Source organism: Actinoplanes sp. NPDC051859, from assembly GCF_044452725.1.
Lineage (GTDB): Bacteria > Actinomycetota > Actinomycetes > Mycobacteriales > Micromonosporaceae > Actinoplanes.
The window spans coordinates 286,756-309,148 of sequence record NZ_JBITBX010000002.1 but is presented as its reverse complement, the minus strand read 5'-3'; the positions used below and the strand labels follow the sequence as shown (position 1 = coordinate 309,148).

The 22,393-nt window shown below is 71.3% G+C and carries 23 protein-coding genes; 10 read left to right on the top strand and 13 right to left on the bottom strand.

Annotated elements, in window-relative coordinates:
- Positions 1-3: 3 nt before the first annotated feature.
- From ACIA1L_RS05400 to ACIA1L_RS05385, 4 genes are all read right to left on the bottom strand, one after another.
- Entirely contained in the window at positions 4-504 is a 501-nt protein-coding gene (locus ACIA1L_RS05400) for an AAA family ATPase (protein WP_396071282.1), read from the bottom strand.
- Positions 505-508: 4 nt separating this feature from the next.
- On the bottom strand, positions 509-1,486 hold the full coding sequence (locus ACIA1L_RS05395) for a carbohydrate kinase family protein (protein WP_396071281.1): 978 nt from the start codon (positions 1,484-1,486) through the stop codon (positions 509-511).
- A gap of 134 nt (positions 1,487-1,620) precedes the next feature.
- Entirely contained in the window at positions 1,621-1,992 is a 372-nt protein-coding gene (gene erpA, locus ACIA1L_RS05390) for an iron-sulfur cluster insertion protein ErpA (protein WP_396071280.1), read from the bottom strand.
- 104 nt (positions 1,993-2,096) lie between these two features.
- Positions 2,097-3,209, bottom strand: a complete 1,113-nt coding sequence (locus ACIA1L_RS05385) for a glycerate kinase (RefSeq protein ID WP_396071279.1) — start codon at positions 3,207-3,209, stop codon at positions 2,097-2,099.
- A gap of 50 nt (positions 3,210-3,259) precedes the next feature.
- On the opposite strand from ACIA1L_RS05385, the gene ACIA1L_RS05380 reads away from it, so the two are divergent.
- The 4 genes from ACIA1L_RS05380 (at position 3,260) to ACIA1L_RS05365 (ending at position 6,889) form a co-directional block, all read left to right on the top strand.
- Entirely contained in the window at positions 3,260-3,409 is a 150-nt protein-coding gene (locus tag ACIA1L_RS05380) for a hypothetical protein (protein WP_396071278.1), read from the top strand.
- 51 nt (positions 3,410-3,460) lie between these two features.
- Positions 3,461-4,639: a quinolinate synthase NadA gene (gene nadA, locus ACIA1L_RS05375; protein ID WP_396071277.1), complete on the top strand. Its 1,179-nt coding sequence runs from the start codon at positions 3,461-3,463 to the stop codon at positions 4,637-4,639.
- A 179-nt stretch (positions 4,640-4,818) separates the two neighbouring features.
- On the top strand, positions 4,819-6,174 hold the full coding sequence (gene murA / locus ACIA1L_RS05370; RefSeq protein ID WP_396071276.1) for a UDP-N-acetylglucosamine 1-carboxyvinyltransferase: 1,356 nt from the start codon (positions 4,819-4,821) through the stop codon (positions 6,172-6,174).
- Positions 6,175-6,262: 88 nt separating this feature from the next.
- Entirely contained in the window at positions 6,263-6,889 is a 627-nt protein-coding gene (locus ACIA1L_RS05365; RefSeq protein ID WP_396071275.1) for a DUF3043 domain-containing protein, read from the top strand.
- A 77-nt stretch (positions 6,890-6,966) separates the two neighbouring features.
- On the opposite strand, the gene ACIA1L_RS05360 is transcribed toward ACIA1L_RS05365, so the two are convergent.
- Together ACIA1L_RS05360 and ACIA1L_RS05355 are read right to left on the bottom strand one after the other, a co-directional pair.
- A complete protein-coding gene (locus tag ACIA1L_RS05360) occupies positions 6,967-7,275 on the bottom strand; it encodes an AzlD domain-containing protein (protein ID WP_396071274.1) in 309 nt (102 codons plus the stop codon).
- Positions 7,269-7,988, bottom strand: coding sequence for an AzlC family ABC transporter permease (locus ACIA1L_RS05355; protein WP_396071273.1), 720 nt, complete (start codon positions 7,986-7,988; stop codon positions 7,269-7,271). Before ACIA1L_RS05355 ends, ACIA1L_RS05360 begins: the two co-directional genes overlap by 7 nt.
- Positions 7,989-8,054: 66 nt before the next feature.
- Between ACIA1L_RS05355 and ACIA1L_RS05350 the strand changes: the two genes are divergently transcribed.
- Positions 8,055-8,612 carry a helix-turn-helix domain-containing protein gene (locus tag ACIA1L_RS05350; RefSeq protein ID WP_396071272.1) on the top strand — a complete coding sequence of 186 codons (558 nt, stop codon included), beginning with the start codon at positions 8,055-8,057 and terminating at the stop codon, positions 8,610-8,612.
- On the opposite strand, the gene ACIA1L_RS05345 is transcribed toward ACIA1L_RS05350, so the two are convergent.
- From ACIA1L_RS05345 to ACIA1L_RS05335, 3 genes are all read right to left on the bottom strand, one after another.
- A complete protein-coding gene (locus ACIA1L_RS05345; RefSeq protein ID WP_396071271.1) occupies positions 8,609-8,809 on the bottom strand; it encodes a hypothetical protein in 201 nt (66 codons plus the stop codon). The two genes, ACIA1L_RS05350 and ACIA1L_RS05345, sit on opposite strands and share 4 nt — an antisense overlap.
- A gap of 1,438 nt (positions 8,810-10,247) precedes the next feature.
- A complete protein-coding gene (locus ACIA1L_RS05340; protein WP_396071270.1) occupies positions 10,248-10,439 on the bottom strand; it encodes a hypothetical protein in 192 nt (63 codons plus the stop codon).
- A 471-nt stretch (positions 10,440-10,910) separates the two neighbouring features.
- The gene (locus ACIA1L_RS05335) at positions 10,911-11,237 is read right to left on the bottom strand and encodes a hypothetical protein (protein ID WP_396071269.1); all 327 of its coding nucleotides are present in this window, start codon (positions 11,235-11,237) and stop codon (positions 10,911-10,913) included.
- A gap of 84 nt (positions 11,238-11,321) precedes the next feature.
- On the opposite strand from ACIA1L_RS05335, the gene ACIA1L_RS05330 reads away from it, so the two are divergent.
- On the top strand, positions 11,322-13,919 hold the full coding sequence (locus ACIA1L_RS05330) for a WG repeat-containing protein (protein WP_396071268.1): 2,598 nt from the start codon (positions 11,322-11,324) through the stop codon (positions 13,917-13,919).
- 21 nt (positions 13,920-13,940) lie between these two features.
- Positions 13,941-14,939: an aldo/keto reductase family protein gene (locus ACIA1L_RS05325; RefSeq protein ID WP_396071267.1), complete on the top strand. Its 999-nt coding sequence runs from the start codon at positions 13,941-13,943 to the stop codon at positions 14,937-14,939.
- Here the strand turns inward: ACIA1L_RS05325 and ACIA1L_RS05320 are convergent.
- The gene (locus ACIA1L_RS05320) at positions 14,936-15,766 is read right to left on the bottom strand and encodes a site-2 protease family protein (protein WP_396071266.1); all 831 of its coding nucleotides are present in this window, start codon (positions 15,764-15,766) and stop codon (positions 14,936-14,938) included. The two genes, ACIA1L_RS05325 and ACIA1L_RS05320, sit on opposite strands and share 4 nt — an antisense overlap.
- Positions 15,763-15,960: a hypothetical protein gene (locus tag ACIA1L_RS05315; protein WP_396071265.1), complete on the bottom strand. Its 198-nt coding sequence runs from the start codon at positions 15,958-15,960 to the stop codon at positions 15,763-15,765. The genes ACIA1L_RS05320 and ACIA1L_RS05315 overlap by 4 nt, the downstream gene beginning before the upstream one ends.
- Before the next feature lie 171 nt (positions 15,961-16,131).
- Here ACIA1L_RS05315 and ACIA1L_RS05310 point away from each other — a divergent pair, with 171 nt between their 5' ends.
- Complete coding sequence (locus ACIA1L_RS05310) at positions 16,132-17,979, top strand: bifunctional adenosylcobinamide kinase/adenosylcobinamide-phosphate guanylyltransferase (RefSeq protein ID WP_396071264.1); 1,848 nt, start codon at positions 16,132-16,134, stop codon at positions 17,977-17,979.
- Positions 17,972-18,742: an adenosylcobinamide-GDP ribazoletransferase gene (locus tag ACIA1L_RS05305; protein WP_396071263.1), complete on the top strand. Its 771-nt coding sequence runs from the start codon at positions 17,972-17,974 to the stop codon at positions 18,740-18,742. Before ACIA1L_RS05310 ends, ACIA1L_RS05305 begins: the two co-directional genes overlap by 8 nt.
- Positions 18,743-18,831: 89 nt before the next feature.
- Here the strand turns inward: ACIA1L_RS05305 and gcvT are convergent, their stop codons facing one another.
- Positions 18,832-19,935: a glycine cleavage system aminomethyltransferase GcvT gene (gene gcvT, locus ACIA1L_RS05300; protein WP_396071262.1), complete on the bottom strand. Its 1,104-nt coding sequence runs from the start codon at positions 19,933-19,935 to the stop codon at positions 18,832-18,834.
- Positions 19,936-20,080: 145 nt separating this feature from the next.
- On the opposite strand from gcvT, the gene ACIA1L_RS05295 reads away from it, so the two are divergent.
- Positions 20,081-21,631 (top strand): leucyl aminopeptidase, encoded by a 1,551-nt coding sequence (locus tag ACIA1L_RS05295; RefSeq protein ID WP_396071261.1) that lies wholly within the window; start codon positions 20,081-20,083, stop codon positions 21,629-21,631.
- A 308-nt stretch (positions 21,632-21,939) separates the two neighbouring features.
- Here ACIA1L_RS05295 and ACIA1L_RS05290 read toward each other — a convergent pair whose 3' ends face one another.
- Positions 21,940-22,347: a hypothetical protein gene (locus tag ACIA1L_RS05290; protein WP_396071260.1), complete on the bottom strand. Its 408-nt coding sequence runs from the start codon at positions 22,345-22,347 to the stop codon at positions 21,940-21,942.
- Between the last annotated feature and the right edge of the window lie 46 nt (positions 22,348-22,393).

The following is a 22,393-nucleotide window of genomic DNA, read 5'->3' as shown; positions in this document are numbered from 1 at the left end:
CTGTCAGCCGAGGTAGTCGGCGACTGCCGAGACCGGGTCCACGGCCAGGGACGTGTCGACCACCAACCGTGGGCCGAGGTACGGCTCGTATTCGCCCTGTCGTTCCAGCACCCGCACCCAGTCCGGAACACCGTCGTGGGCGCGGGCGGCATACCGGGCTTCGACCCGGCGGCGGTGCTCGGCCTCGTCGGCGCACACCACCTCGACCACGCGCAACGGGACGCCCCGCCGTTCCGCCAGCTCGATCCAGAGCTGGCGGGCCGCCTTTACCGGGCTCACCGCGTCGATGATCACACTGTGACCCATGGTGAGCTGCGTCTCGGCAAGCGCCGCCACCACCCCGTACGCGGCGTAGCCGGGCCGGGGTTCGGTGACGTCGTAAGCCTGCAACGTCTCGTCGACGGTGTCCACGGCGAGCACCGCGGCGGGCAGCATGCCACCCACCTGCTGGGCGAGGGTGCTCTTCCCCACGCCCGGCAGGCCAGCGAAAACGGCGAGGACCATGTGGTTACGCGGGGAGGTGCGGCTGGATCTCGGCGGCAGCCTCGTCGCCGTACGAGTCGGCGAGGCGCTTGAGGAAGTCGTCGCGGCGGACGTCGTACTCCTGGGGGCCGACCGTTTCGAGGACCAGGGCGGCGACGAGCGAACCCACCTGGGCGGCCCGTTCGAGGCCGATCCCCCAGCTGATCGCGGCGAAGAACCCGGCCCGGAAGCCGTCGCCGACGCCGGTCGGGTCGTCCGGCACCACGTCGCGGGCGACCGGCACGTGGATCGTCTCGATCCCGCGCCCGGTGATCTCCACGCCGTCCTTGCCCAGCGTGGTGACCCGGATCTTGACGTGCTCGAGCACCTCGTCGGCGCTGAGGCCGGCCTTGGTCTCCAGCAGCGACCGCTCGTATTCGTTGGTCATCAGGAACTCGGCGCCGGAGATCAGCGTCATCACGTCGCTGCCCTCCATCCGGGCGAGCTGCTGCGACGGGTCGGCGGCGAACGCGTAACCGCGGGCCCGGCACTCCTGCGAGTGGCGGATCATGGCAGCCGGGTCGTTGGCGCCGACCAGGACCAGATCCAGACCGTTGGCGCGGGCCGCGACCGGCTCCAACTCGATGTTGCGGGCCTCGGACATCGCACCCGCATAGAACGAGGCGATCTGGTTGAGGTCGTCGTCGGTGGTGCAGACGAAGCGGGCGGTGTGCGCCACCTCGCTGACATAGACCGAGTCGCAGTCGACGCCGTGGCGCTCGAGCCACGAGCGGTAGTCGGCGAAGTCGGCGCCCACAGCGCCCACCAGCATCGGCCGCAGGCCGAGCTTGCCCATGCCGTACGCGATGTTCGATGCCACGCCGCCGCGCCGGACCACCAGGTCGTCAACGAGGAAGGACAGCGAGACCTTGTGCAGCTGATCGGCGATGAGCTGCTCGGCGAACTTGCCGGGGAAGTGCATCAGGTGGTCGGTGGCGATCGAGCCGGTGACGGCGATCTTCATGTCGGCCCTCGGGGGTCGGGTGCGATTACCCCCGGAGCCTACCGGCCTCATCCACACCTGACACCTTCGCGTCGCGCACGACGGCCGCCCACCCCGACAGAGGTGGACGGCCGTCTACGTGCGTATGGGGCGGCTCAGTGGAACGAGTCGCCGCAGGCGCAGGAGTTCTGCGCGTTGGGGTTGTCGATGGTGAAGCCCTGGGCGTCGATCCGGTCCGCGAAGTCGATCGTCGCGCCGGCCAGGTACGGCGAGCTCATCCGGTCGACGACCACCTCGACGCCGTCGAAGTCGGCGACGATGTCCCCGTCGAGCGAGCGCTCGTCAAAGAACAGCTGGTACTTCAGGCCGGAGCAACCACCCGGCTGCACGGCGATGCGCAGGCGCAGGTCGTCGCGGCCCTCCTGCTCGATCAGGGCCTTGACCTTGGTCGCCGCAACATCGGTCAGAAGGATGCCGGTCGGCGCCGCCTTAACCTCGGTCGACTCGGTGTGCGATTCAGTGGTCACGAGCGGTTCTCCCTGCCGGTCCGGTGATGTGCCGTACCGGCTAACGCTAGCTCCGCCGGGGCTTATTCCCAATTCGGGCCGGGCGAGATGTCCGACACCGCCGCTCACCTGCTCCATTGTCCGGCCATCCGGGCGGCGATCTCGCGCAGACCCCGGGCCGGCTCGGCCAGTGCCCGCTCCTCGGTGCCGAAGTGCTCCAGCAGTGCGTACGTCTCCGTGACACCCGCGTTGGCGGCTTCGCGGTAGCCGGTCTCGTTGCGTCCCGCAACGACCACGCAGGGCAGGCCACGGTCCCGGGCGCCGTTCGCGACCCCGGCAGCGACCTTGCCGCGCAACGACTGGTGGTCGAAAGATCCCTCTCCGGTGATCACCAGGTCGGCCCGGTCGAGCTGGTCTTCCAGACCGATGATCCGGGTGACGAGGTCGATACCGGACACCACCTGCGCGCCGAGGGCGAGCAGCGCCGCGCCGACGCCCCCGGCGGCCCCGGCACCCGGGCGGACGGCCAGGTCCTCGAGTTCGAACGCCCGCTCGAGGATGCCGGCGAAGTGCTCCAGCGCGGCGTCGAGGCGCAGGACATCCTCCCTGGTCGCGCCCTTCTGCGGGCCGTACACGTTGCTGGCGCCGTGCAGGCCGAGCAGCGGGTTGTCCACGTCCGTGGCGGCGACCAGGCGAACCTGACGCAGCCGGGGCGCACCTTCGAGGGCGGCTGCCGCGCCGAGGACCGCCCCGCCATAGGGCAAGGCGTACCCGCTCTCGTCGACCGGACCGGCACCCAGCGCGGCCAGCATCCCCGCGCCGCCGTCGTTCACCGCCGACCCACCCAGCCCGACCACCACCTCGGTCGCACCCGCCTCCACCGCCGCGGTCAGCAGCACGCCCAGTCCGTAGGAGGTGGCGGTCCCCGGGTCGAGTTCCTGCCGGGTCAGCAGGTGCAGACCACAGGCCTGAGCGCTTTCCACGTACGCCGTAGTGCCGCTGAGCAGGACCTCGCCGCGCACCGGGCGCCCCAGGGGGTCCACCGTGTCGACAGCCAGCCGCCGGCCGGTCAGAGCACCGCCGATGACCTCCACGAACCCGGGGCCGCCGTCCGAGAGGGGACGCAGCACGCACTCGTCGTCCGGGGCCGTCTCGCGCCACCCCTCGGCCAGGGCGGCGGCAACCTCGGAAGCGCTCAGCGTTCCGGCGAACTTGTCGGGGCAGATGAGTACGCGCACGGGGAAGAAAGTACAGGTTTCACACAGGGAGTCCTGGCAACCTTGATGTCATGCCCACGCTCCTGCAACGCCTCCAGACGTTCCTGCGCAGCCCCCAGGGTCAGCGCCTCATCCAGCAGGGCCAGCAGCAGCTCGCCAAGCCCGAGAATCGCGCCAAGCTCCAGAAGCTCGCGACCAGATTCACCAACCGCCGTAGGTAGTGGTTCACAACACCGTCGGGGGCGCCGAGCGCTGAGCGGGGTTGTGGAACCATGGATGGCGTGACGTCGACCTGGACCGAACCCTCGAACACCCCGCTCGCGCTGCTGCTGCTCGGCAAGGGCACCGACCCGGCCAGTGAGCGCGGCGTCGACTGCCCCGGCGATCTGCCCGCCCCCAGCGATCCCGACCTGGTCGCCCGCGCCACCGCCGCCAAGGCCGCGCTCGGCGACCGCGTGTTCGTGCTCGGCCACCATTACCAGCGCGACGAGGTCATCCAGTTCGCCGACGTCACCGGTGACTCCTTCAAGCTGGCCCGCGAGGCCGCCGCCAAGCCGGACGCCGAGTTCATCGTCTTCTGCGGCGTGCACTTCATGGCCGAGAGCGCCGACATCCTGACCACCGACGCGCAGCGGGTCATCCTGCCCGACCTGGCCGCCGGCTGTTCGATGGCCGACATGGCCGTCCTCGGTCAGGTCGAGACCGCCTGGGACCACTTCACCGAGCTCGGCATCGTCGACGACGTGGTCCCCGTGACCTACATGAACTCCTCGGCGGACATCAAGGGCTTCGTCGGCCGCAACGGTGGCGTGGTGTGCACCTCCTCCAACGCCAAGCGCGCGCTGGACTGGGCGTACGAGCAGGGGTCGAAGGTGTTCTTCCTGCCCGACCAGCACCTGGGCCGCAACACCGCCGTGTTGGAGATGGGCTACTCGCTCGACGACTGCGTGCTCTACGACCCGCACAAGCCGCACGGCGGGCTCACCCCCGAGCAGCTCCGCGACGCCAAGATGATCCTGTGGCGGGGCCACTGCTCGGTGCACGGCCGGTTCACCCTCGACAGCGTCCGCGAGGTCCGCGAGCGGGTCCCCGGGGTGACCGTGCTGGTCCACCCGGAGTGCCGCCACGAGGTCGTCCGCGCCGCCGACATGGTCGGTTCGACCGAATACATCATCAAGGCCCTCGAGGCCGCGCCCGCCGGCTCGGCCTGGGCGATCGGCACCGAGCTCAATCTGGTCCGCCGAATGGCCCTGGCCCACCCGGACAAGCAGATCATGTTCCTCGACAAGACGGTTTGTTACTGCTCGACGATGAACCGCATCGACCTCCCCCATTTGGTCTGGTCTTTGGAGGAGCTCGTCGCGGGTCGGGTGCCGAACCAGATCACTGTCGATCCGGACACCGCGAAGTATGCCCGGATCGCCCTCGATCAGATGCTGGCGCTCCCGTAAGAAATCACTTTCTGTAATCGGCGTGGCGCACTGCGCTGCGGCGAAGCTTTTTGTTGCCTTAATCATCCGCAATTCGTGCCGTCCTGGGCGTTGTGATGATTTCTGCAACGGTCACGCAGCGCTATGCTGCCCGGGCGGCTGCCGCGGATTCCCCTGCGCCCGTGTTGATGGAGGTTGCGTTGACCGACGACGTTTTGGCCGTACACGGCGGATCACCCCTGATGGGACAGATCCGGGTCCGTGGCGCCAAGAACCTGGTCTCCAAGGCCATGGTCGCCGCCCTGCTGGGGGAGTCGCCGAGCCGCCTCTACGACGTGCCGGGCATCCGTGACGTCGAAGTCGTCCGGGGTCTGCTCGAGCTGCACGGCGTCAAGGTCACCGACGGCGCCGACGACGGCGAGCTCGTCATGGACCCCACCAACGTCGAGCGCGCCAGCAGCGACGAGATCAACGTGCACGCCGGGTCGTCGCGGATCCCGATCCTGTTCTGCGGCCCGCTGTTGCACCGGCTCGGCCACGCCTTCATCCCCGACCTGGGCGGCTGCCACATCGGCCCGCGCCCGATCGACTTCCACATCCAGGCGCTACGCCAGTTCGGCGCGGTCGTCGACAAGACGCCTGAGGGCATGCACCTCACCGCGCCGAACGGGCTGCACGGCACCAAGTTCGAACTGCCGTACCCGAGCGTCGGCGCCACCGAGCAGGTGCTGCTGACCGCGGTCCGCGCCGAGGGCGTCACCGAACTGCGCAACGCCGCCATCGAGCCGGAGATCATCGACCTCATCTGCGTCCTGCAGAAGATGGGCGCGATCATCACCGTGCACACCGACCGGGTCATCGAGATCCTCGGCGTGCCCAAGCTGACCGGCTACAACCACAAGCCGATCCCGGACCGCATCGAGGCCGCCAGCTGGGCCGCCGCCGCGCTCGCCACCCGCGGCGAGATCGAGGTCCTGGGTGCCCAGCAGGCCGACATGATGACGTTCCTCAACGTCTTCCGCTCCATCGGCGGCCAGTTCGAGGTCACCGAGGCTCGCGTGCCGCGCCCCGGCGTGACCGGTGTCGAAGGCGGCATCAAGTTCTGGCACCCGGGCGGCGAGCTCCAGGCCGTCGCGCTGGAGACCGACGTGCACCCCGGCTTCATGACCGACTGGCAGCAGCCCCTCGTGGTCGCCCTGACCCAGGCCCGCGGCCTGTCGATCATGCACGAGACGGTGTACGAGCAGCGGCTCGGCTACACCGAAGCGCTCAACTCGATGGGCGCCACGATCCAGGTCTACCGCGACTGCCTCGGTGGCACGCCCTGCCGCTTCGGCCGCCGCAACTTCATCCACTCCGCGGTCATCGCCGGCCCCAGCAAGCTGCACGCCGCCGACCTGGTCATCCCCGACCTGCGCGCCGGCTTCAGCCACCTGATCGCCGCACTCGCCGCCGAAGGCACCTCCCGGGTGTACGGCGTCGACCTGATCAACCGCGGCTACGAGCACTTCGAGGCCAAGCTGGCGGCGCTGGGCGCACACACCGAGCGCCTCTGACCGCCGTTCGGTATCGATACCGCGTCGTTGATCCGAAGATCGGCGGCGCGGTTTCGGCTTTCCGGCATTGCTTGGCTACGCTGCTGGGGTGCCCTCGCTGTTTCGCCGAAAGTCCACCGAACTCGTCGCCGATGCCGTCGAGGAGGTGACGCCTGACCCCGCCACGCCGCGGCCCAAGGGCTACACGCCCTCCAAGAAGGAGCTCGGCCAGCAGACGCCCAAACGCGTCAGCGTGCAGCGCCGGCACGACGTGACCCAGGCCCCGGCCAACCGGCGCGAGGCGTACAAGCAGATGCGCGAACGGCAGCGCGAAGAGCGCGCCGAGGCCTCGGCCGGCATGCGCGCCGGCGACGAGCGCTACCTGCTGGCCCGCGACCGCGGCCCCGAGCGCGCCCTGGTCCGCGCAATCGTCGACTCCCGGCGCACCGCCGGCACCTGGTTCTTCGCCGGTGCCATCATCGTGTTCGTCGGCTCCTACAGCACGATGCCCATGCAGGTCCGGCTCGCCGCTAACGCGCTCTGGGCGGTCCTCGCGATCACGGTGGTCGTGGACAGCATCCTCATCTCCCGCCGGATCAAGAAGCTGGTCACCGCCCGCTTCCCGGACACGACCCAGCGGATGGGCTCCCTCTACCTCTACGGCATCATGCGCGGCCTCACCTTCCGCCGCATGCGCGTCCCCAAGCCCCAGGTCGAATTCGGCGCCAAGATCTGATCCGACGCCGGGCCGGTCGGCCCAGCGTGCGTGGTCGTCCGGGCGGCTGGTCGGGCACACCGTCTCGTCCAGCCTGCCTAGGGAACTCCGGCCAGGCGCAGCAGCGCCGCCGTCAATGCGGCTGCCAGCACCACCACGACGAACGGCGCGCGCCGCCAGGCCAGGAGGGCACCAACGGCCACGCCGGCCGGGCGGGCCACCCCGGCGAAGCCGCTGCCGTCCATCAGCGCCGCGGTGCCGGCCAACGCCGCCAGCAGCGTGGCGGCGGCCATCGGGAGTAGACGCTGCAGGCGGTCGGAGAGCTCCAGCCGGTCCCGCAGCAACACCCCACTCAGCCGCATGACGTAGGTGCCCACCGCGAGCACGATGATCGACGCGATCAGCACGACGCCTCCCCCACGCCACGCGGTTCGGGGGTTTTCGTGGGGTCCGGCCGGTGGGGGCGGAAGACGGCGAACAGGCCCAGGAGCGCGCACAGCACCGGCAGGCCGGCGGGCAGCACCGGAGTCAGCGCCACCGCCAGCGCGGCGCCGCCGAGGGCCGCGATGCGGGTGTCGCGGTCCCGCAGCGATGGCAGGATGAGGGCGATCAAGCCTGCCGGGAACGCCGCGTCCAGGCCCAGGGTGGCCGGGTCGCCGGTCGCGCCCCCGAGCAGCACCCCCAGTGCCGTTCCCGCGTTCCACGAGGTGAAGAGCGTGACGCCGATCAGCCAGTAGGTGCGCCGACGGCGCGCCGGATCCGGCTCGCGCAGGGTAAAGGCCACCACCTCGTCGGTCATCAGGTGGCTGCCGATCAGGCGGTCGCGCCAGCGCGGTCCGATCGTGGCGGCGACGGCCAGGCCGAAGGGCAGGTGGCGGGCGTTGAGCAGCAGGCCCGCCGCGACCGCGGCGATCGGGTTACCCGCGGCGAAGAGGCCCACCGCCAGGAACTGGGAGCCACCCGCGAACACCACTGTCGACATGACGAACGGCACCCAGGTCGGCAGCCCGTACGCGATCGCGATGGCACCGAATGACGCCCCGACCGCGACCATGGCGGCGGCGATGGCGGCCGCGTCGCGCAGCAGAACGCGGTCCGGTGTTCGGGATGGCGTACGCATAGTTCAAAATAATGAACGGCAGACCGTGCGTTCGTCAAACCGAACGAATCGACCGATGGAGTGAACATGTCGGAGCCGGCTCCCCCGCTGGCCACCATCGCCGCCGCACTACGCCGAGAACGGGAGCGGGTCGGGATCTCGCTCGCCGAGCTGGCCCGGCGGGCAGGGTTGGCGAAATCCACGCTGTCACAGCTCGAGAACGGCAGCGGGAACCCGAGCATCGAGACGCTGTGGTCACTGGGCGTCGCGCTGGGCGTACCCTTCAGCCGGCTCGTGGAGCCCCCCGCGCCCAGCGTGCGGGTCGTGCGGGCCGGCGACAAACCGCGGTTGCGGGCCGACCGGGCCGACTTCGCCGCCAGCCTGCTCGCGGCCGGGTCCACCCACGCACGCCGCGACCTCTACGTCATGGAACTCGAACCCGGGCAGCCGCGCGAAGCCGAAGCACACATTCCCGGCAGCGTCGAGCACGTGATCGTGGCCGCCGGGCGGCTCAGCGCAGGCCCGGCCGGTGAGCTGGTCGAACTCGGCCCCGGCGACTACGTGGCGTTTCCGGGCGACGTGCCCCACCACTACGAGGCGCTCGAACCGGGGACGTGGGCGGTGCTGCTGATGGAACACCGCTAGGAGCGATAGAGACGGGCCACCACGTCCTCGATGTCCGGTTCGACCAGGGACAGGTCGCGGACCGAAGCCAAGGCGGTCAGCTCGCCCACCACCGCGCCCGCCGCCGAGGTCAGCAGGTCGAACGAGGCCCGCTGCCCGTCCGCGATCCGGCTACAGTCGCCTGCCGGTAGGACGCATACCTCCGGAAACCCGACCAAGAAAGCGCACCGAACGTAGCGACCCCAGCTCGGAACGGCCGGCGGGGAGAGATCGCCGGCACCCTGGCGTCCAGCCCGTCCACGCCGTTAATCTCCTCTCACGACCCCGCACTGGAGCCGGGCGACTGTACCCGGTGCGCCGCCCCGCCACCGAGCAATTTTCGACAAGGTGGAACGTCGTCGTGACGCAGCGTGATCAGCCCTCCCGTACCCGACCGGGTCCGGCATGAACGGCTGGAGCTCCCACGCAGGCGTCGGCGGCTGGGACGACGAACCCGCCTGGGTCTACGAAATCACCTGGGAATGGCAACCCCTGCCCGGCCAGCGCTACCCCGGCGACCCCGGCAGCCGCCGAGCGGTCCACCACCCGGTCTACGACGCCTCCGCCGCAGCCACCGCCGCCGCAAGCTGGGACGCCGACTTCCGCACCATCGCCCAGGCCTCCGGGCCGCCGATCTCCACGCCCGACCACCCCGCCCCGATCTCCGCGCCCGGATTTCCCGCTCAAGTCTCCGGACCAGGCCACCCCTCGCAGGCCTCCGGGCCGGGCTACCCGCACCAGGTTTCCGGGCCGGGCTACCCGCACCAGGTCTCCGGGCCGGGCTACGGGAACCAGGACTCCGGACCGGGCCGCCCCTCTCAGTTCTCTGGGCCGGGCTACCCGCACCAGGACTCCGCGCCGGGCTACGGGAACCACAGCTCGGGTGCGGGCTCTTCGCACCACGACGCCGGCGTGGGCAATTCGGCATCCGCTTCCCGAGCGGGGCATCCGTCGCAGGTTGCCCCACACAGCTCCGGCCCTGGGTATGCGACGCCGATGTCCGCGGCAATGGGCTGGCCGGCCGGGTCGGGTGCCGGCCGGCAAGAATCCGCGGGAACCAGCCGGCCCGTGTCACCGAGCGCGGGAAGGCCGGTTTCGCCCGGGGCCGGCCGAGCCACCGTCGGACGGCCACCGGAGCCACCGCCGTCCTGGACAGCACCGACCGACCAGGCACCCGCGCCGCAGCAGCCAGCCTGGAACCGCGCCGTGCCGCTGCAGCAACGCCAGGCCGACGACGATCACCAGCGAGGCCACCCTGGCTACCCGGGCGCCTCGTCCCTGCCCACTCAACCCGATCCGCGGCAGCGCACCCACCCCGGGCCGCGCGAAGCCCGATTCGCCGGGCCACGCCCCGAGCCGCGATCCGCCAAGCCCTACGGCGACCCACGCATAGCGCACCACGAATCCGGCGAACTAGCCCCGCCGCGCTCCACCCCGCCCACCGGGCAGCCACCGTTCGCGCAGCACTCCCAGGCCTCGCCTGCGGGGCAGGCACCGTTTGCGCCGCAACCGCCGGCCCCGCCCGCAGGGCAATCACCATTTGCGCCGCAACCGCCGGCCCCGCCCGCAGGGCAATCACCATTTGCGCCGCAACCCGCCGCCCCGCCCGCAGGGCAATCACCATTTGCGTCGCGGCCGCCCGTTGGGCAGGCACCGTTCGCGTCGCAGCCGTTCCCTGGTCGGCCAGAGCAGCGGCCCTACCCGCACCCTGATTCCCGCGAACAGAACTCCCCGCAGCAACTCCCGCGGCGCCAGGAACAAGCCGTCACCCGCCACCCGGAACACCCCGACCAGCGGCGCTCCGACCACGCCGACACCCGCCCGGCCTGGGAACCCCAAAGCGCCGAACACGGCGCCGGCCGGCCGGCTGCACCTCGGCGTGGATCGCACAGCGCCGAGCCTCCGACCGACCCCCGTTTCCCTGCGCCGCTCCAGGCCCGGCAGCAGCAACAGGCTGCTCCCCAGGCCTGGTATCGGCCGGAGACGACCCGGCAGCTGCCACCCCCGCCCTACCAGCCCGCACCCACGGCGCCGCCGACCGTAATGCCCCTGGCAACGAGCCAGCCTGCGATGCCGTCTCCCGCCGAGCCGCCGGCCGCCTGGCATCCAGCCGTGACGACACCATCCCCCACCCAGCCGGCTGCTGAACGGCAGCCACCCACCACACCGTTCTCCACCCAACCGCCAGCCGCCTGGCAACCAGCCGCACCGCAACCCCCTACCCAGCCGCCTGCTGAACGGCAGCCGCCCGCGGCACCGGAACAGCCGGTGTTCCACCGCTCAGTTCCACCGACTCAGCCGTCCGGGTGGCAGCCGCAGTCCGACCTGACCCCGCCGGCGCATCCGTGGGCGCCGCCAGTGCACCTGCAGGCCGGGGTCGGCGACCTGACGTTCCCTCAGTCCGGTTTCGGCCCGCGAATCGAAGCGGATCAAGAAGTCGGAGACACGCTCGCGAGGCAGGAAGCCGTGCAGGCGACCGTCACCGGGCCCGCGGTTGAGGAAACGGCCGAGGTAGTTGAGGAAACGACCGCTGTAGCGCCGGCTGTCGCGGCAACGGTGATCGCCGGGCCGGGCGAGGATCAAGGGACAACCGGGGAGTCTGCGCACGCCGAGACGGCATTCGCCCCATCAGTCGGTGGTACGCCAGCCGTCGCAGAGCCGACCAGTGCCGCCATCGATGCAGTGCCTGTGGTGGAAAAGCCGATCAATGCAGAGCCAAATGTCGCAGAGCCGGCCGGCCTCAACGCCGACGAAGACAACGCCGAGATCAGCGGCGGCGAAGACACCGGCCAGGCGCGTGACAGCCAAGACAGCGACGCGCGTGACAGCGACGTACGTGACAGCCAGGACAGCGACACGCGTGACAGCGACGTACGTGACAGCCAGGACAGCGACGAGCCGGGTGACGGCGAGACCGGGGGTGCAGGAGCCGACGAGGATGGCCGTGGGCTGGGGTGGTTGCTTTCGCTGAGTGGCCTCGGTGCGCTGACCTCCGCGCCCGAGTCGATGCCGGTGTCCGCGGCGCCATCCGTGGCCGACGATGCTGACGCCCGCCAGGGCAATGGACCGGACGCTGCCGAGCCAGTAAGCGGCGTTCCGACCGGGATTATCGCTGGCACACCCTCCGGCGACGCACCAGTCAGTGGCCCGCCGGTCAGTGGCCCGCCGATCAGCGCGACACCGGTGAGTGGGGCAGCGCCGACCGGTACGCCGAAGTCGGATTGGTTCTCGTCCGTCGACGTCTCGGACAGCCCTGCCGCGGATTCGCCGGATGCGGTTCGGGTCGAGCAAGAAGCAGAGGCACCGAGCGTGGCAGAGGCAGTTCCAGCTGCCTCCACCATGGACCACGTCGATGCCGCGGCGGCATCGGACAGCGAGCCGAGCCAAGAAGAATCAGTCGACGCAGCTCACGGGGCACTGGACGACCCCGAACCTGCCGACGTGGCGAAGAACGACGCCGCGGCCGACACCGACGATGTCGAGATCAAGGTCGACGACGTCAAGGTCAAGGTCGACGCCGACGACGTCGCAGTCGACGCCGACGAGGTCGAAGTCGCGGTCGTCGCGGTCGACGCCGACGAGGTCGAAGTCGCGGTCGTCGCGGTCGACGCCGACGAGGTCGAAGTCGCGGTCGCGATCGACACCAACGATGTCGAGATCAAGGTCGACGAGGTCGAGGTCGAGGTCGAGGTCGACGAGGTCGACGAAGGCACGGCGGCCAGGAAGGACATCGCGAAGCCGGCGGCCATCGCCGCCGCCGATATCGCCACCCCCGAATCCGAAAGCGCCGCCCCCGAACCCGACGCCCCCGGTGCCATCGCCGAGGCGGACCATGCCGAGTTCGAGAACGCCGCCGAGCCAGAAGATCCGGCTGCACCCGAGGAAGCCGCCGACCCAGCAACCCCCGCCGAGGCCACCCCCGCTGTAGGACAGGACGACGCGGAGCGTACGGAGGAAGAGTGGGAGGCCGCGCCGAGGCTGGTGGATCCGGAGGAGGTGCTGAGCGCGTACCCGTGGCAGGTTGATCCCGTCACGTTGCGGGAGACCGCCGCGGAGCTGGACCAGCTGCGGGCTGTCCGGGATCGGTTGACGGACAAAGTGGAGTACGCGGAGCGTGACGCGGTGCGGGCGCGGCTGCTGAGCCTGCGGGCGGTGGTGAGTCGGGTGCTCGGGGAGCACGGCCGGGCGTTGGCGGATGCGCGGGAGGCGCTGCGGCATGCCGAGGCGGCTGGGGAGTTCCGGCAGGTTGCGGTGGTGCAGGCGCGGTTGGCGCTGGTGCAGCAGTGGCGGGGTGACTTCGCGGAGGCCGATCGGCTTTATGCGGAGGTCAATTCCGTCGAACTGCCGGGGATGCTGCGGGCCGAGCTGCACCTGAACGCGGGTAAGTCCTGCTATGAGCAGGGTCGTTACCTGGAGGCGTGCAACCATTTCGAGCTGGCCTCGGAGCTGCGGCGGGGCGAGGATCCGGAGCTGGCGGCGCGGGCTGGTGCCGCGCTCGACGCCGTCATGGCGCGGGTGCAGGAGGGTGGCTGGGGTCCGTATCCGCGCTCGCGCGAGGAAGTTCTGCAGCAGAGCCGTCCGCCGCAGCCGGCTTCCGACCACGAAACCCGCCTTTCCGGGTACGCGGACAGCGACGGCAACCTCGTCATCCCCGCGTCCTACTCGGAGACTCAGCCCTTCCACGAGGGCGCCGCGTGGGTACGCCGACCGGACGGTGACGCGTGGGAGTTGGTCGACGAGTCGGGGACTTTGCTGATCGATGCCACGTCCGGCTACCGGCAGGCGCGGGCGTTCTCGGACGGGTTGGCGTGGGTGTCGCGGGAGGATGCCGGCGGGTGGTTTGCTGTGGACTGGCACAACCGGGTGATCGTGCCGGGTGGGTTCGACGATGTGCGGCCGTTCCGGCATGGGGTTGCGGCGGTCGGTAAGGGCGGCTGGGGCGCACTGGACCGGCACGGGCGGGTCGTGGTGCCGTACGAGTACGCGGCGTTTGCTACCGCGCTGACGTCCGGCGGGGAGGTCGAGGACGGCTTCACCGCGGAGGGCCTCGCGGTGGTGGAGGCTGGCGGGCTGTTCGGGGTGGTCGACCGTGCGGGGCAGGTGCTGGTGCCGCCGGTGCACGCCCGGGTGCTGATCCACCCGGTGGCGTATGTGATCGGTGACGTTCAGGGGCGTTGGGGTGCCGTGGACCGCCACGGTGTGCCGCTCGTCGACGTCGTCCACGCGGAGCCGGCGGATGTCATCCGGGAGGTCGACCGGCTGCGCGCCGGCACCCGTCCTGTGCTCTGACGCCGGGTAGGGTCGGCGGACATGGAGTTTCGTCATCTCGGCCGTTCCGGGCTGTTGGTCAGCGAGATCGCGTACGGCAACTGGATCACTCACGGTTCCCAGGTGGAGGAGGACGCGGCCGCCGCGTGTGTGCGCGCCGCGCTCGAGGTGGGGATCACAACGTTCGACACTGCTGACGCGTACGCGGGGACGCGCGCCGAGGAGGTGCTGGGCCGGGCGTTGCACGGGGAGCGGCGCGACGGGCTGGAGATTTTCACGAAGGTCTTCTGGCCGACCGGGCCGGGTCCGAACGACCGGAGCCTGTCGCGTAAGCATCTGATGGCGTCGATCGACGGGTCGTTGCGCCGGTTGCAGACCGACCACGTCGACCTCTATCAGGCGCACCGCTATGACCATTCGACGCCGCTCGAGGAGACGATGGAGGCGTTCGCTGACATCGTGCACGCCGGGAAGGCGCTTTACATCGGCGTTTCGGAGTGGACGGCCGACCAGATCCGGGCCGGGCACGCGTTGGCCCGCGAGCTGAAGTTCCGGCTGGTCGCGAACCAGCCGCAGTACTCCATGCTGTGGCGGGTCGTCGAGGCCGAGGTGATTCCGGCCTGCGAGGACCTGGGCGTGGGCCAGGTGGTGTGGTCGCCGGTCGCTCAGGGGGTGCTGACCGGCAAGTATCTGCCGGGCAGCCCGCCGCCGGCCGGGTCGCGGGCCACCGACGACAAGTCGGGTGCGGATTTCATCAGGCGGCTGATGACCGACGAGGTGCTGGAGGCCGTGCAGAATCTGCGGCCGCTCGCGGACCAGGCCGGTTTGTCGCTGGCGCAGCTCGCCATCGCCTGGGTGTTGCAGAACCGGAACGTCTCGGCGGCGATCATCGGAGCGTCCCGGCCCGAGCAGGTCCGCGACAATGCCCAAGCTTCCGGGGTACGGCTCGACGCGGAGCTGCTGGCGGCGATCGACCGAGTGCTTGGCCACCTGCCCGAACGTGACCCCGCCAAGACGGTGAGTCCGGCGCGACGACCCTAGACGTCCTCCCAGAACCGCATGAGGAAGAGCCCGTAGTCGGCGATCTCCGGCACGCCCAGCACCCCGGCGAGCCAGGTCACCAGACCGAAGAACGCCGCGTTGATCTTCGATTGCCAGAGCAGCACGAACAACAAGATGAATCCGTACGGGGCGAACATGTCGTACGCGCGCTGGTAGGGCGGGCTCAGCCAGGGGTGCAGGATGTTGCCACCGTCCAGACCGGGCACTGGCAGCAGGTTGAGCACGCTCGCCATGACCTGCAGGAAGGCCAGTGCCGCCAGGGCGAGCCAGAACGCGCCGTGCTCGCCGGTCACCACGACGTCGCCGTTCGGGCCGTGGGCCAGCCCGAGGTCGTCGCCCGCCCCGAAGGCGAACGGCGCGGCCAGCAGCAGGGCGAAGACCACGTTGGTGGCCGGCCCGGCGGCACTGATCAGCGACTGTTTGACCTTGCTGCCGATGTGCGTGTGGTCCACCCACACCGCGCCGCCGGGCAGGCCGATGCCGCCGAGCACCACGGCGACCAGCGGCAGCACGATGGACAGCACGGGATGGGAGTACTTCAGCGGGTTCAGCCGCAGGTAGCCGCGGTCGGCCACGCCCCCGTCGCCGGAGAAGTAGGCGACCAGCGCGTGGGCGTACTCGTGCAGGCACAGCGACAGCACCCAGCCGGAGAGGACCAGCAGGAAGATGTCGACGCGGACGTTGCCGTACCCGGTCCACGCCATCCACCCGCTGACCGCGACGATCGCGAGGATGCCGACGAAGACCGGGCTGGGGACGAAAGCGCTGCGCGGTGCGTTGCGGCTGACCTGGTAGCTGTTGCTCATTCGGTCGGCAGCAGGCTCATCGTGTAGTCGACCCGGTCGTCCTCGACCAGCGTTACCTGAGCCACCCCGCCGGCGCCCAGATCGCGCCACGCCTGGCCGATCCAGGATTCCGCGTCGGCCTGGCTGCTGAACGATTCGGCCGGGCCGTCGACCGGCTGCCCGTCGACGCCTTCGTACCGCCAACTCCACGCCATGCGGGTCGCCCTCCTCGATGCCGGGACTGTGATTGCGTCCCACCCTACGGTGTGCGCGCCGCCGCGCAGCGTCAGGCAGCGCGCGGAATTGCCGGATTGCCGTGCGGGCCGAGCGCCGAACGGACCGGGTCGGCCCGCATGATCGCCGGGCACGGATCTAAGGTACGGGGCATGTCTGCAGACGGGTGGAGTTCGGTCCTGGTGCTCGGCGGGATCCGGTCCGGCAAATCCGCTTTCGCCGAAGCCCTGGTCGCCGAAGCCCCCTCCGTGCGGTACGTCGCGACCGCTGTCGGCGGCGAGGACGACCCCGAGTGGCGCGCGCGCATCGAGGCGCACCAGCGGCGCCGCCCGCAGTCTTGGAGCACCGAGGAGACCGGTGCCGGCCCGGACCGGCTCGCCGAACTGCTGTCCGACGCCAAACCGGGCGAGATGCTGCTGGTCGACGACCTGGGCGGCTGGGTGGCTGCCCTGCTCGACCCGGCGAACCAACCGAACGACGACGTGGCGACGGTGACGGCGTTGGCCGAGGCGGTCCGCGGTTGCGCCGCCCGGGTGGTCGTGGTGAGCCCCGAGGTCGGCCTGTCCCTGGTCCCGGCCACGCCCGTGGGCCGCGCCTTCGCCGACGCCCTCGGCACGGCCAACCAGGCCCTCGCCGACGCCTGCGACCGGGTGGCGTTCGTGCTGGCGGGCCGCCCGACCTGGCTCAAGTCCGGACCCGACGACCGCGGCATCATCACGGACGTCCAGGCCGAGGACAGTGCTGTCCCGGCCGATCACCGACCGCGGACCGTCGAGCCCGCCGCCCACGACGCAATGTCAGCAGCCACCCCCACCGCGGCTGCAGCAGCCCGCACCACCGCACCGGCCTCGGCACCTGCGGCACCCGAGCAGGCACGGATCTCCGCAGCGGCGGCAGGGGCACCGCTCACCCTGCCCGGGGACGAGCAGAACGCAGCCGGCCCGAGTGGCCCGGACGAGCTGGCCGACACGGTCATCGAGGCCGGGATGGACCTGCCGCTGCCGGACAGCGATGCTGGACCGGACGCCCGGGATCGGCTCGACCGGCTCGACCTGCCCGGTGCCGGCATCGGCGTGCTCCTCGAGGCCGTCGAGTTCGCCGCGGCCACCCAGTGCACGGCCATTCCCCGGCCGTGGGGTCCGGTCCGCGTACTGCTGATCGACGGCCGGCACGAGGGGGGCGCTTCCGCCGGGTCCGACCCTGCTGAGGCCGACCGGCGTACCGCGCAGGCCGAGGCGGGCGAGGGCGCGCTGGCCCGGCTCGCCGCCACCGCGGACGCCGACATCACCGTGGTCCGGGTGGCCCGCTCCGGCGCGATGGAGGACGGCCCGGTGCTCGACGAGGCCGCCGTGGACGCGGCGCTGCGCGAAGGCTGGGAGTTGGCCGGCGCTGCCGCAGCGGCCGGGCGCGAGGCCCTGGTCATCGGCGCCTGCGGTACGGGCACGGAGGCCGCCGCCACCGCGGTCGTCGCCGCCATCACCGGCGCCGAACCCGTGGCGCTGCTGCCCCGCGTGCTCGTGCCCGGCGCCCGGTACGACGACGAGGCGTGGATGCGGCGGTGCGCTGCGGTCCGTGACGCCATGCACCGGATTCGGCAGGAGACGCGGGGCGCCAAAGACATGCTGGCCCAGCTCGGCGGCGCGGACCTGGCCGTGGCGACCGGCGCGGTGCTCGGCGCGGGCGCCCGACGCATGCCGGTCCTGCTCGACGGCCCGGTCGGCATCGCCGCCGGCCTGGTTGCCCGCGACCTGGCCTCGCAGAGCCGGCACTGGTGTCTGCTCACCGACGCCGGGCGGGAGAACCTGGTGCGGCAGGGCGCGGACGTGCTCGGTCTGACGCCGGTGCTCGATCTCGGTCTCGACCTGGGCGAAGGCGCCAACGCGCTGGCCGCCCTGCCGCTGCTGCGCTCGGCTATCGCTCTGGCTGGCGTGCTCGGCGTCCACCCGGCCTTGCTGGCTGCGCCCGGGGACGACGAGCTGAGCGAGGAGCGCGGTGCTTGACGGGCTCCGCCTGTCCCTGACCACGCTGACCGTACTGCCGGTCCGGACCGGCCGGGTCGACCGCGGCTCGGCGCGAGCAGCGATGGCGCTGGCTCCACTGGTCGGCGCCCTGCTGGGTGTGGTCCTGGCCGGTGTGCACGCCCTGTTGCCGGCTGGCCTGCTCGGGGCCGCGCTGACCGTGACGCTGGGCGTGTTGCTGACCCGCGGACTGCACCTGGACGGGCTGGCGGACACGGTGGACGCGCTCGGCTCCTACAAGTCCGGCGCCGAAGCCCTAGAAATCATGAAAAAGCCGGACATAGGGCCGTTCGGCGTGGCGGCGATCGTCCTCACCCTGCTGGTCCAGGCCGCCGCGCTAGCAGCTCTCACCGCCCGACCCGCCACGAGCACCAACTGGTCAGCGGCCGGCGGGTCTGCCGCCGTAGCGATCGTGGTCGCCTGGGCCACGGGCCGGCTCGCCATCACGCTGGCCTGTCGCCGCGGCGTCCCTGCGGCCCGACCGGGCGGCCTCGGCGCCCTGGTGGCCTCGACCGTCCCGCTGCCCGTGGCCGCAGCAGCCACGGCCGCAGTCGCCGCCGGTGCCATCTGGGCGGTGCCCGGACGCCCGTGGGCCGGCCCGGCCGTCGTCGCGGCCGTCGTCCTGGTCGTGCTGCTGCTGGTGCGGCATGCCGTCCGCCGCTTCGGCGGCATCACCGGTGACGTCCTGGGCGCAGTGGCCGAGCTGGCAACGACCCTCACCCTGGTCGCGCTTGCCACCAGCTGACCCGGCAGCGGCGTGATCGGGTCGGGACGGCAGCGCCGCGGCGGGTGCCACGGGCGCTGCCTGTGCCCGTACCTATAAAAAACCGGGACTCAGCGCACCGAGGTCTCGACGAACGGGGGCTTCACGACCTTCGCCTCGATGCGGCGGCCGCGGATGTCGATCTCGACGAGGTCGCCCTCGGCCAGCCCCGCCGACGTGTCCAGCAGCGCCAGCGCGATGCCCACCTTCTTCGTCGGCGAGAACGTGCCGCTGGTCGTCTCCCCGACCTGGGTCTCCCCCACGAACACCTGCATGTGCCCACGCGGAATGCCCCGACCGGTCAGCTCCAGGCCCCGCAGGGTCCGACGCGCGCCCGCGGCCTTCTCGGCCAGCAGCGCGTCGCGGCCCCAGAACGCCGGCTTGGACCAGCCGACCGCCCAGCCCGACCGCGCCTGCACCGGGCTGATCTCCAGCGAAAGATCCTGGCCGTGCAGCGGGTAGCCCATCTCGGTCCGCAGGGTGTCGCGCGCACCCAGGCCGCAGGGGCGGACCCCGGCCTCAACCAGCGCGTCCCAGACCTTGGTCGCGTCGTCCCATGGGACGACCAGCTCGTAGCCGTGCTCACCGGTGTACCCGGTGCGGCAGACGATCAGTTCGACGCCGTCGAGGGTGGCCGTGGAAAACGACATGTACTCGTGGTCGACCGGCAGCCCCAGCCCCTTGACGATCTCGGCCGACTGCGGGCCCTGGACGGCCAGCACCGCGTATTCCTGGTGCTGATCGGTGATCGTCAGCCCGTCAGGCGCGGCCGCGGTCAGACGACGGACCACCTCCGCCGTGTTGGCGGCGTTCGGGATGAGGAAGACCTCGTCGGGACCGATCAGATAGGCGATGAGGTCGTCGACCACCCCGCCGGTCGCGTCGTCGCAGCACAACGTGTACTGCGCCTTGCCCGGCGCGATGCGGCCCAGATCGTTGCTGAGGCAGGAGTTGACGAAGTCCGCGGCGCCGGGACCGGACACCCGCGCCTTGCCCAGGTGCGACACGTCGAAGACGCCCGCAGCCTCCCGGACCGCGGCGTGTTCGCGCAGGACTCCTCCCCCCGCGTATTCCAGCGGCATCTCCCAGCCGCCGAACGCGGCGAACTTGGCTCCCAGGGCAAGGTGGCGCTCGTGCAGCGGCGAACGAAGCGCAGGCGTGGTGTCGGCAGACATGAGTGGCAACTTACCCGTGACCTTGCATGTGGTTAGCATCGGCGGGACAACCACCGCCGCCCGTCGCGACCCGCGCCGGGCGCAGCCACGCCGCCGGAGCCACCTACGAGGGCGCTCCGGCCCAGCCGCCGCGGAGTTCATTCCAGTGACCCTTCCCGCCCCCACCGTGAGCCTGGTCGACAGCGACCCCGCCGAACTCGCCGTCGACGCGGTCGTCATCGGCCTGCACAGCCAGCCCGAGGAGGGCGGTGCCCTGCTGCCCGCGGCCGGCGCCGAAAGCATCACCGCCGCGTTCGACGGCAAGCTGATCGCCACCCTGTCCCTGCTCGGCGCGACCGGCGCCCCCGGCGAGGTCACCAAGCTGGCGACCCTCGGCACCGTCGCTGCGCCGCTGATCGTCGCGGTCGGCCTGGGTGACGAGCCCACCGGTTCCGCTCCCGCCACCGAGACGCTGCGCCGGGGCACGGGTGCCGCCGTACGCGCCCTCGCCGGCAGCGCCACCGTCGCCCTCGCCCTGCCGGTGCCCGACGACGCGGACGCCCCAGGCTCGCTGCGTGGCATCCTCGAAGGCGCGCTGATCGGCTCGTACCGGTTCGCCGGTTACAAGACCAAGCCGCTGCCCGCCCGCCGCGAGCCGGTCAAGGCACTGCAGGTCGTCGTGGCCGACGCCGCCGACGCCGCCGCCACCACCGAGGTGACCCGCGCCGAAGCCGTCGCCAAGGCCGTCCGCCTCACCCGCGACTGGGTCAACACCGCCCCCAACGAGCTGCGCCCGCCGTCGTTCGCCGACGCCGTCGCCGCGGCCGCCGAAGGCACCGGCCTCGAAGTCGAGGTGCTCGACTTCGACGCGCTGAAGGCCGGCGGCTACGGCGGCATCGTCGCGGTCGGTCAGGGCTCCGAGGCCCCGCCGCGCCTGGTCAAGCTCACCTACACGCCCGCGGGCGTGGCGAACCCCAAGCGGGTCGCGCTGGTCGGCAAGGGCATCACCTTCGACACCGGCGGCATCAGCATCAAGCCCACCGCCGGCATGTGGGAGATGAAGTCCGACATGGCCGGCGCCGCCGCCGTGGGCGCCACCATGCTCGCCGTCGCCGCCCTCAAGCCCAAGGTCGCCGTCACCGGCTACCTGGCGATGGCGGAGAACATGCCGTCCGGCACCGCGTACCGCCCGGGCGACGTCATCACCATGTTCAACGGCAAGCGCGTCGAGGTGCTCAACACCGACGCCGAAGGCCGCATGGTCCTGGCCGACGCCATCGCCCGCGCCTGCGCCGACGGCACCGACTACGTCTTCGAGACCTCCACGCTGACCGGCGGCCAGGTCGTCGCCCTCGGCAAGCGCATCGCGGGCGTCATGGGCTCCCCCGAGACCTGCGAGCGGGTCAAGGCCGCCGGCGACGCGGTCGGCGAGCCGGCCTGGCCGATGCCGCTGCCCGACGACGTCCGCAAGGGCATGGAGTCCGACATCGCGGACATCTGCCAGACCAACGCCAGCATGGACCGCGCCGGCCACATGCTCCAGGGCGGCGTGTTCCTGCGCGAGTTCGTCGCCGAGGGCGTCGAATGGGCCCACATCGACATCGCCGGGCCGTCGTACCACACCGGCGAGCCCACCGGGCACTGGACCAAGGGCGGCACGGGAGTCCCGGTCCGCACCCTCCTCACCCTCATCGACGACGTCGAAAAGAACGGCTGACCTTCGTCTTCTGGCTTTCTTTCGGGCGCCGTCCAGCTTCGTGCTGGGCGGCGCTTCCTATAACTACGGCCACAGCAGGCGCACGTGGCACACGCCGCGCATCTGCCGTCCCGGCCTGATCACGCTGCTGCCGGCCGAGGTCGGTGGCTCGCCCGGCCGAGGTCGGCGCGCTCTTGCCCGGCGCGCTCTTGCCCGGCGCGCTCTTGCCCGGCGCGCTCTTGCCCGGCGCGCTCTTGCCCGGCGCACTCTCGCCCGGCGCACTCTCGCCGGCGCGTGGGCTGCTCTCGTCGCCTTGTTGCTCTGCTTGCTCAGCCTTCGTCGGCGGGTTGGGCGCGGTCTCGGGTGTCGCCGTCGGTGGGGCGGAGTTTCTGGCGGGCGTTGTAGTCGCGCATGCGTTGGGGGTAGCCCATGAGGCGGATGTCGTAGATGGGCATGGCGAGTTGGTGGGCGAAGCGGCGGGCGCCCTCGGGTGAGTCGATGCGGCGGCGGGTCCATTCGCCGTCGTGGGCGATCAGCAAGATCGTGGTCTCGGTCACGGTGGTCCGTGGTTCGATATAGGCCTCGACGCCACGCCGGGAGCGGACGAACTCCGCGAGGTGCTCGAGAGCTGCCTTGTCCGCAGGTCGGCCGCCCCTTGCGGCCGGTTCCCTGCGCCGCCGGAACCAGGCCACGGACGACTCCTTCACGTCAACTGCGGCAAGGGTACGACGAACCATCGTGTCGTTGGGCACCTGACTGCATCGATTGGTTCATCAAGTGACA

What these genes read in the sequence shown, in the direction of transcription:
- ACIA1L_RS05400 (WP_396071282.1), bottom strand. Translation starts at nt 504, where the DNA reads ATGGTCCTCGCCGTTTTCGCTGGCCTGCCGGGCGTGGGGAAGAGCACC.
- ACIA1L_RS05395 (WP_396071281.1), bottom strand. Translation starts at nt 1,486, where the DNA reads ATGAAGATCGCCGTCACCGGCTCGATCGCCACCGACCACCTGATGCAC.
- ACIA1L_RS05380 (WP_396071278.1), top strand. Translation starts at nt 3,260, where the DNA reads ATGCCCACGCTCCTGCAACGCCTCCAGACGTTCCTGCGCAGCCCCCAG.
- nadA (WP_396071277.1), top strand. Translation starts at nt 3,461, where the DNA reads ATGGATGGCGTGACGTCGACCTGGACCGAACCCTCGAACACCCCGCTC.
- ACIA1L_RS05355 (WP_396071273.1), bottom strand. Translation starts at nt 7,988, where the DNA reads ATGCGTACGCCATCCCGAACACCGGACCGCGTTCTGCTGCGCGACGCG.
- ACIA1L_RS05350 (WP_396071272.1), top strand. Translation starts at nt 8,055, where the DNA reads ATGTCGGAGCCGGCTCCCCCGCTGGCCACCATCGCCGCCGCACTACGC.
- ACIA1L_RS05325 (WP_396071267.1), top strand. Translation starts at nt 13,941, where the DNA reads ATGGAGTTTCGTCATCTCGGCCGTTCCGGGCTGTTGGTCAGCGAGATC.
- ACIA1L_RS05320 (WP_396071266.1), bottom strand. Translation starts at nt 15,766, where the DNA reads ATGAGCAACAGCTACCAGGTCAGCCGCAACGCACCGCGCAGCGCTTTC.
- ACIA1L_RS05315 (WP_396071265.1), bottom strand. Translation starts at nt 15,960, where the DNA reads ATGGCGTGGAGTTGGCGGTACGAAGGCGTCGACGGGCAGCCGGTCGAC.
- ACIA1L_RS05310 (WP_396071264.1), top strand. Translation starts at nt 16,132, where the DNA reads ATGTCTGCAGACGGGTGGAGTTCGGTCCTGGTGCTCGGCGGGATCCGG.
- gcvT (WP_396071262.1), bottom strand. Translation starts at nt 19,935, where the DNA reads ATGTCTGCCGACACCACGCCTGCGCTTCGTTCGCCGCTGCACGAGCGC.
- ACIA1L_RS05290 (WP_396071260.1), bottom strand. Translation starts at nt 22,347, where the DNA reads ATGGTTCGTCGTACCCTTGCCGCAGTTGACGTGAAGGAGTCGTCCGTG.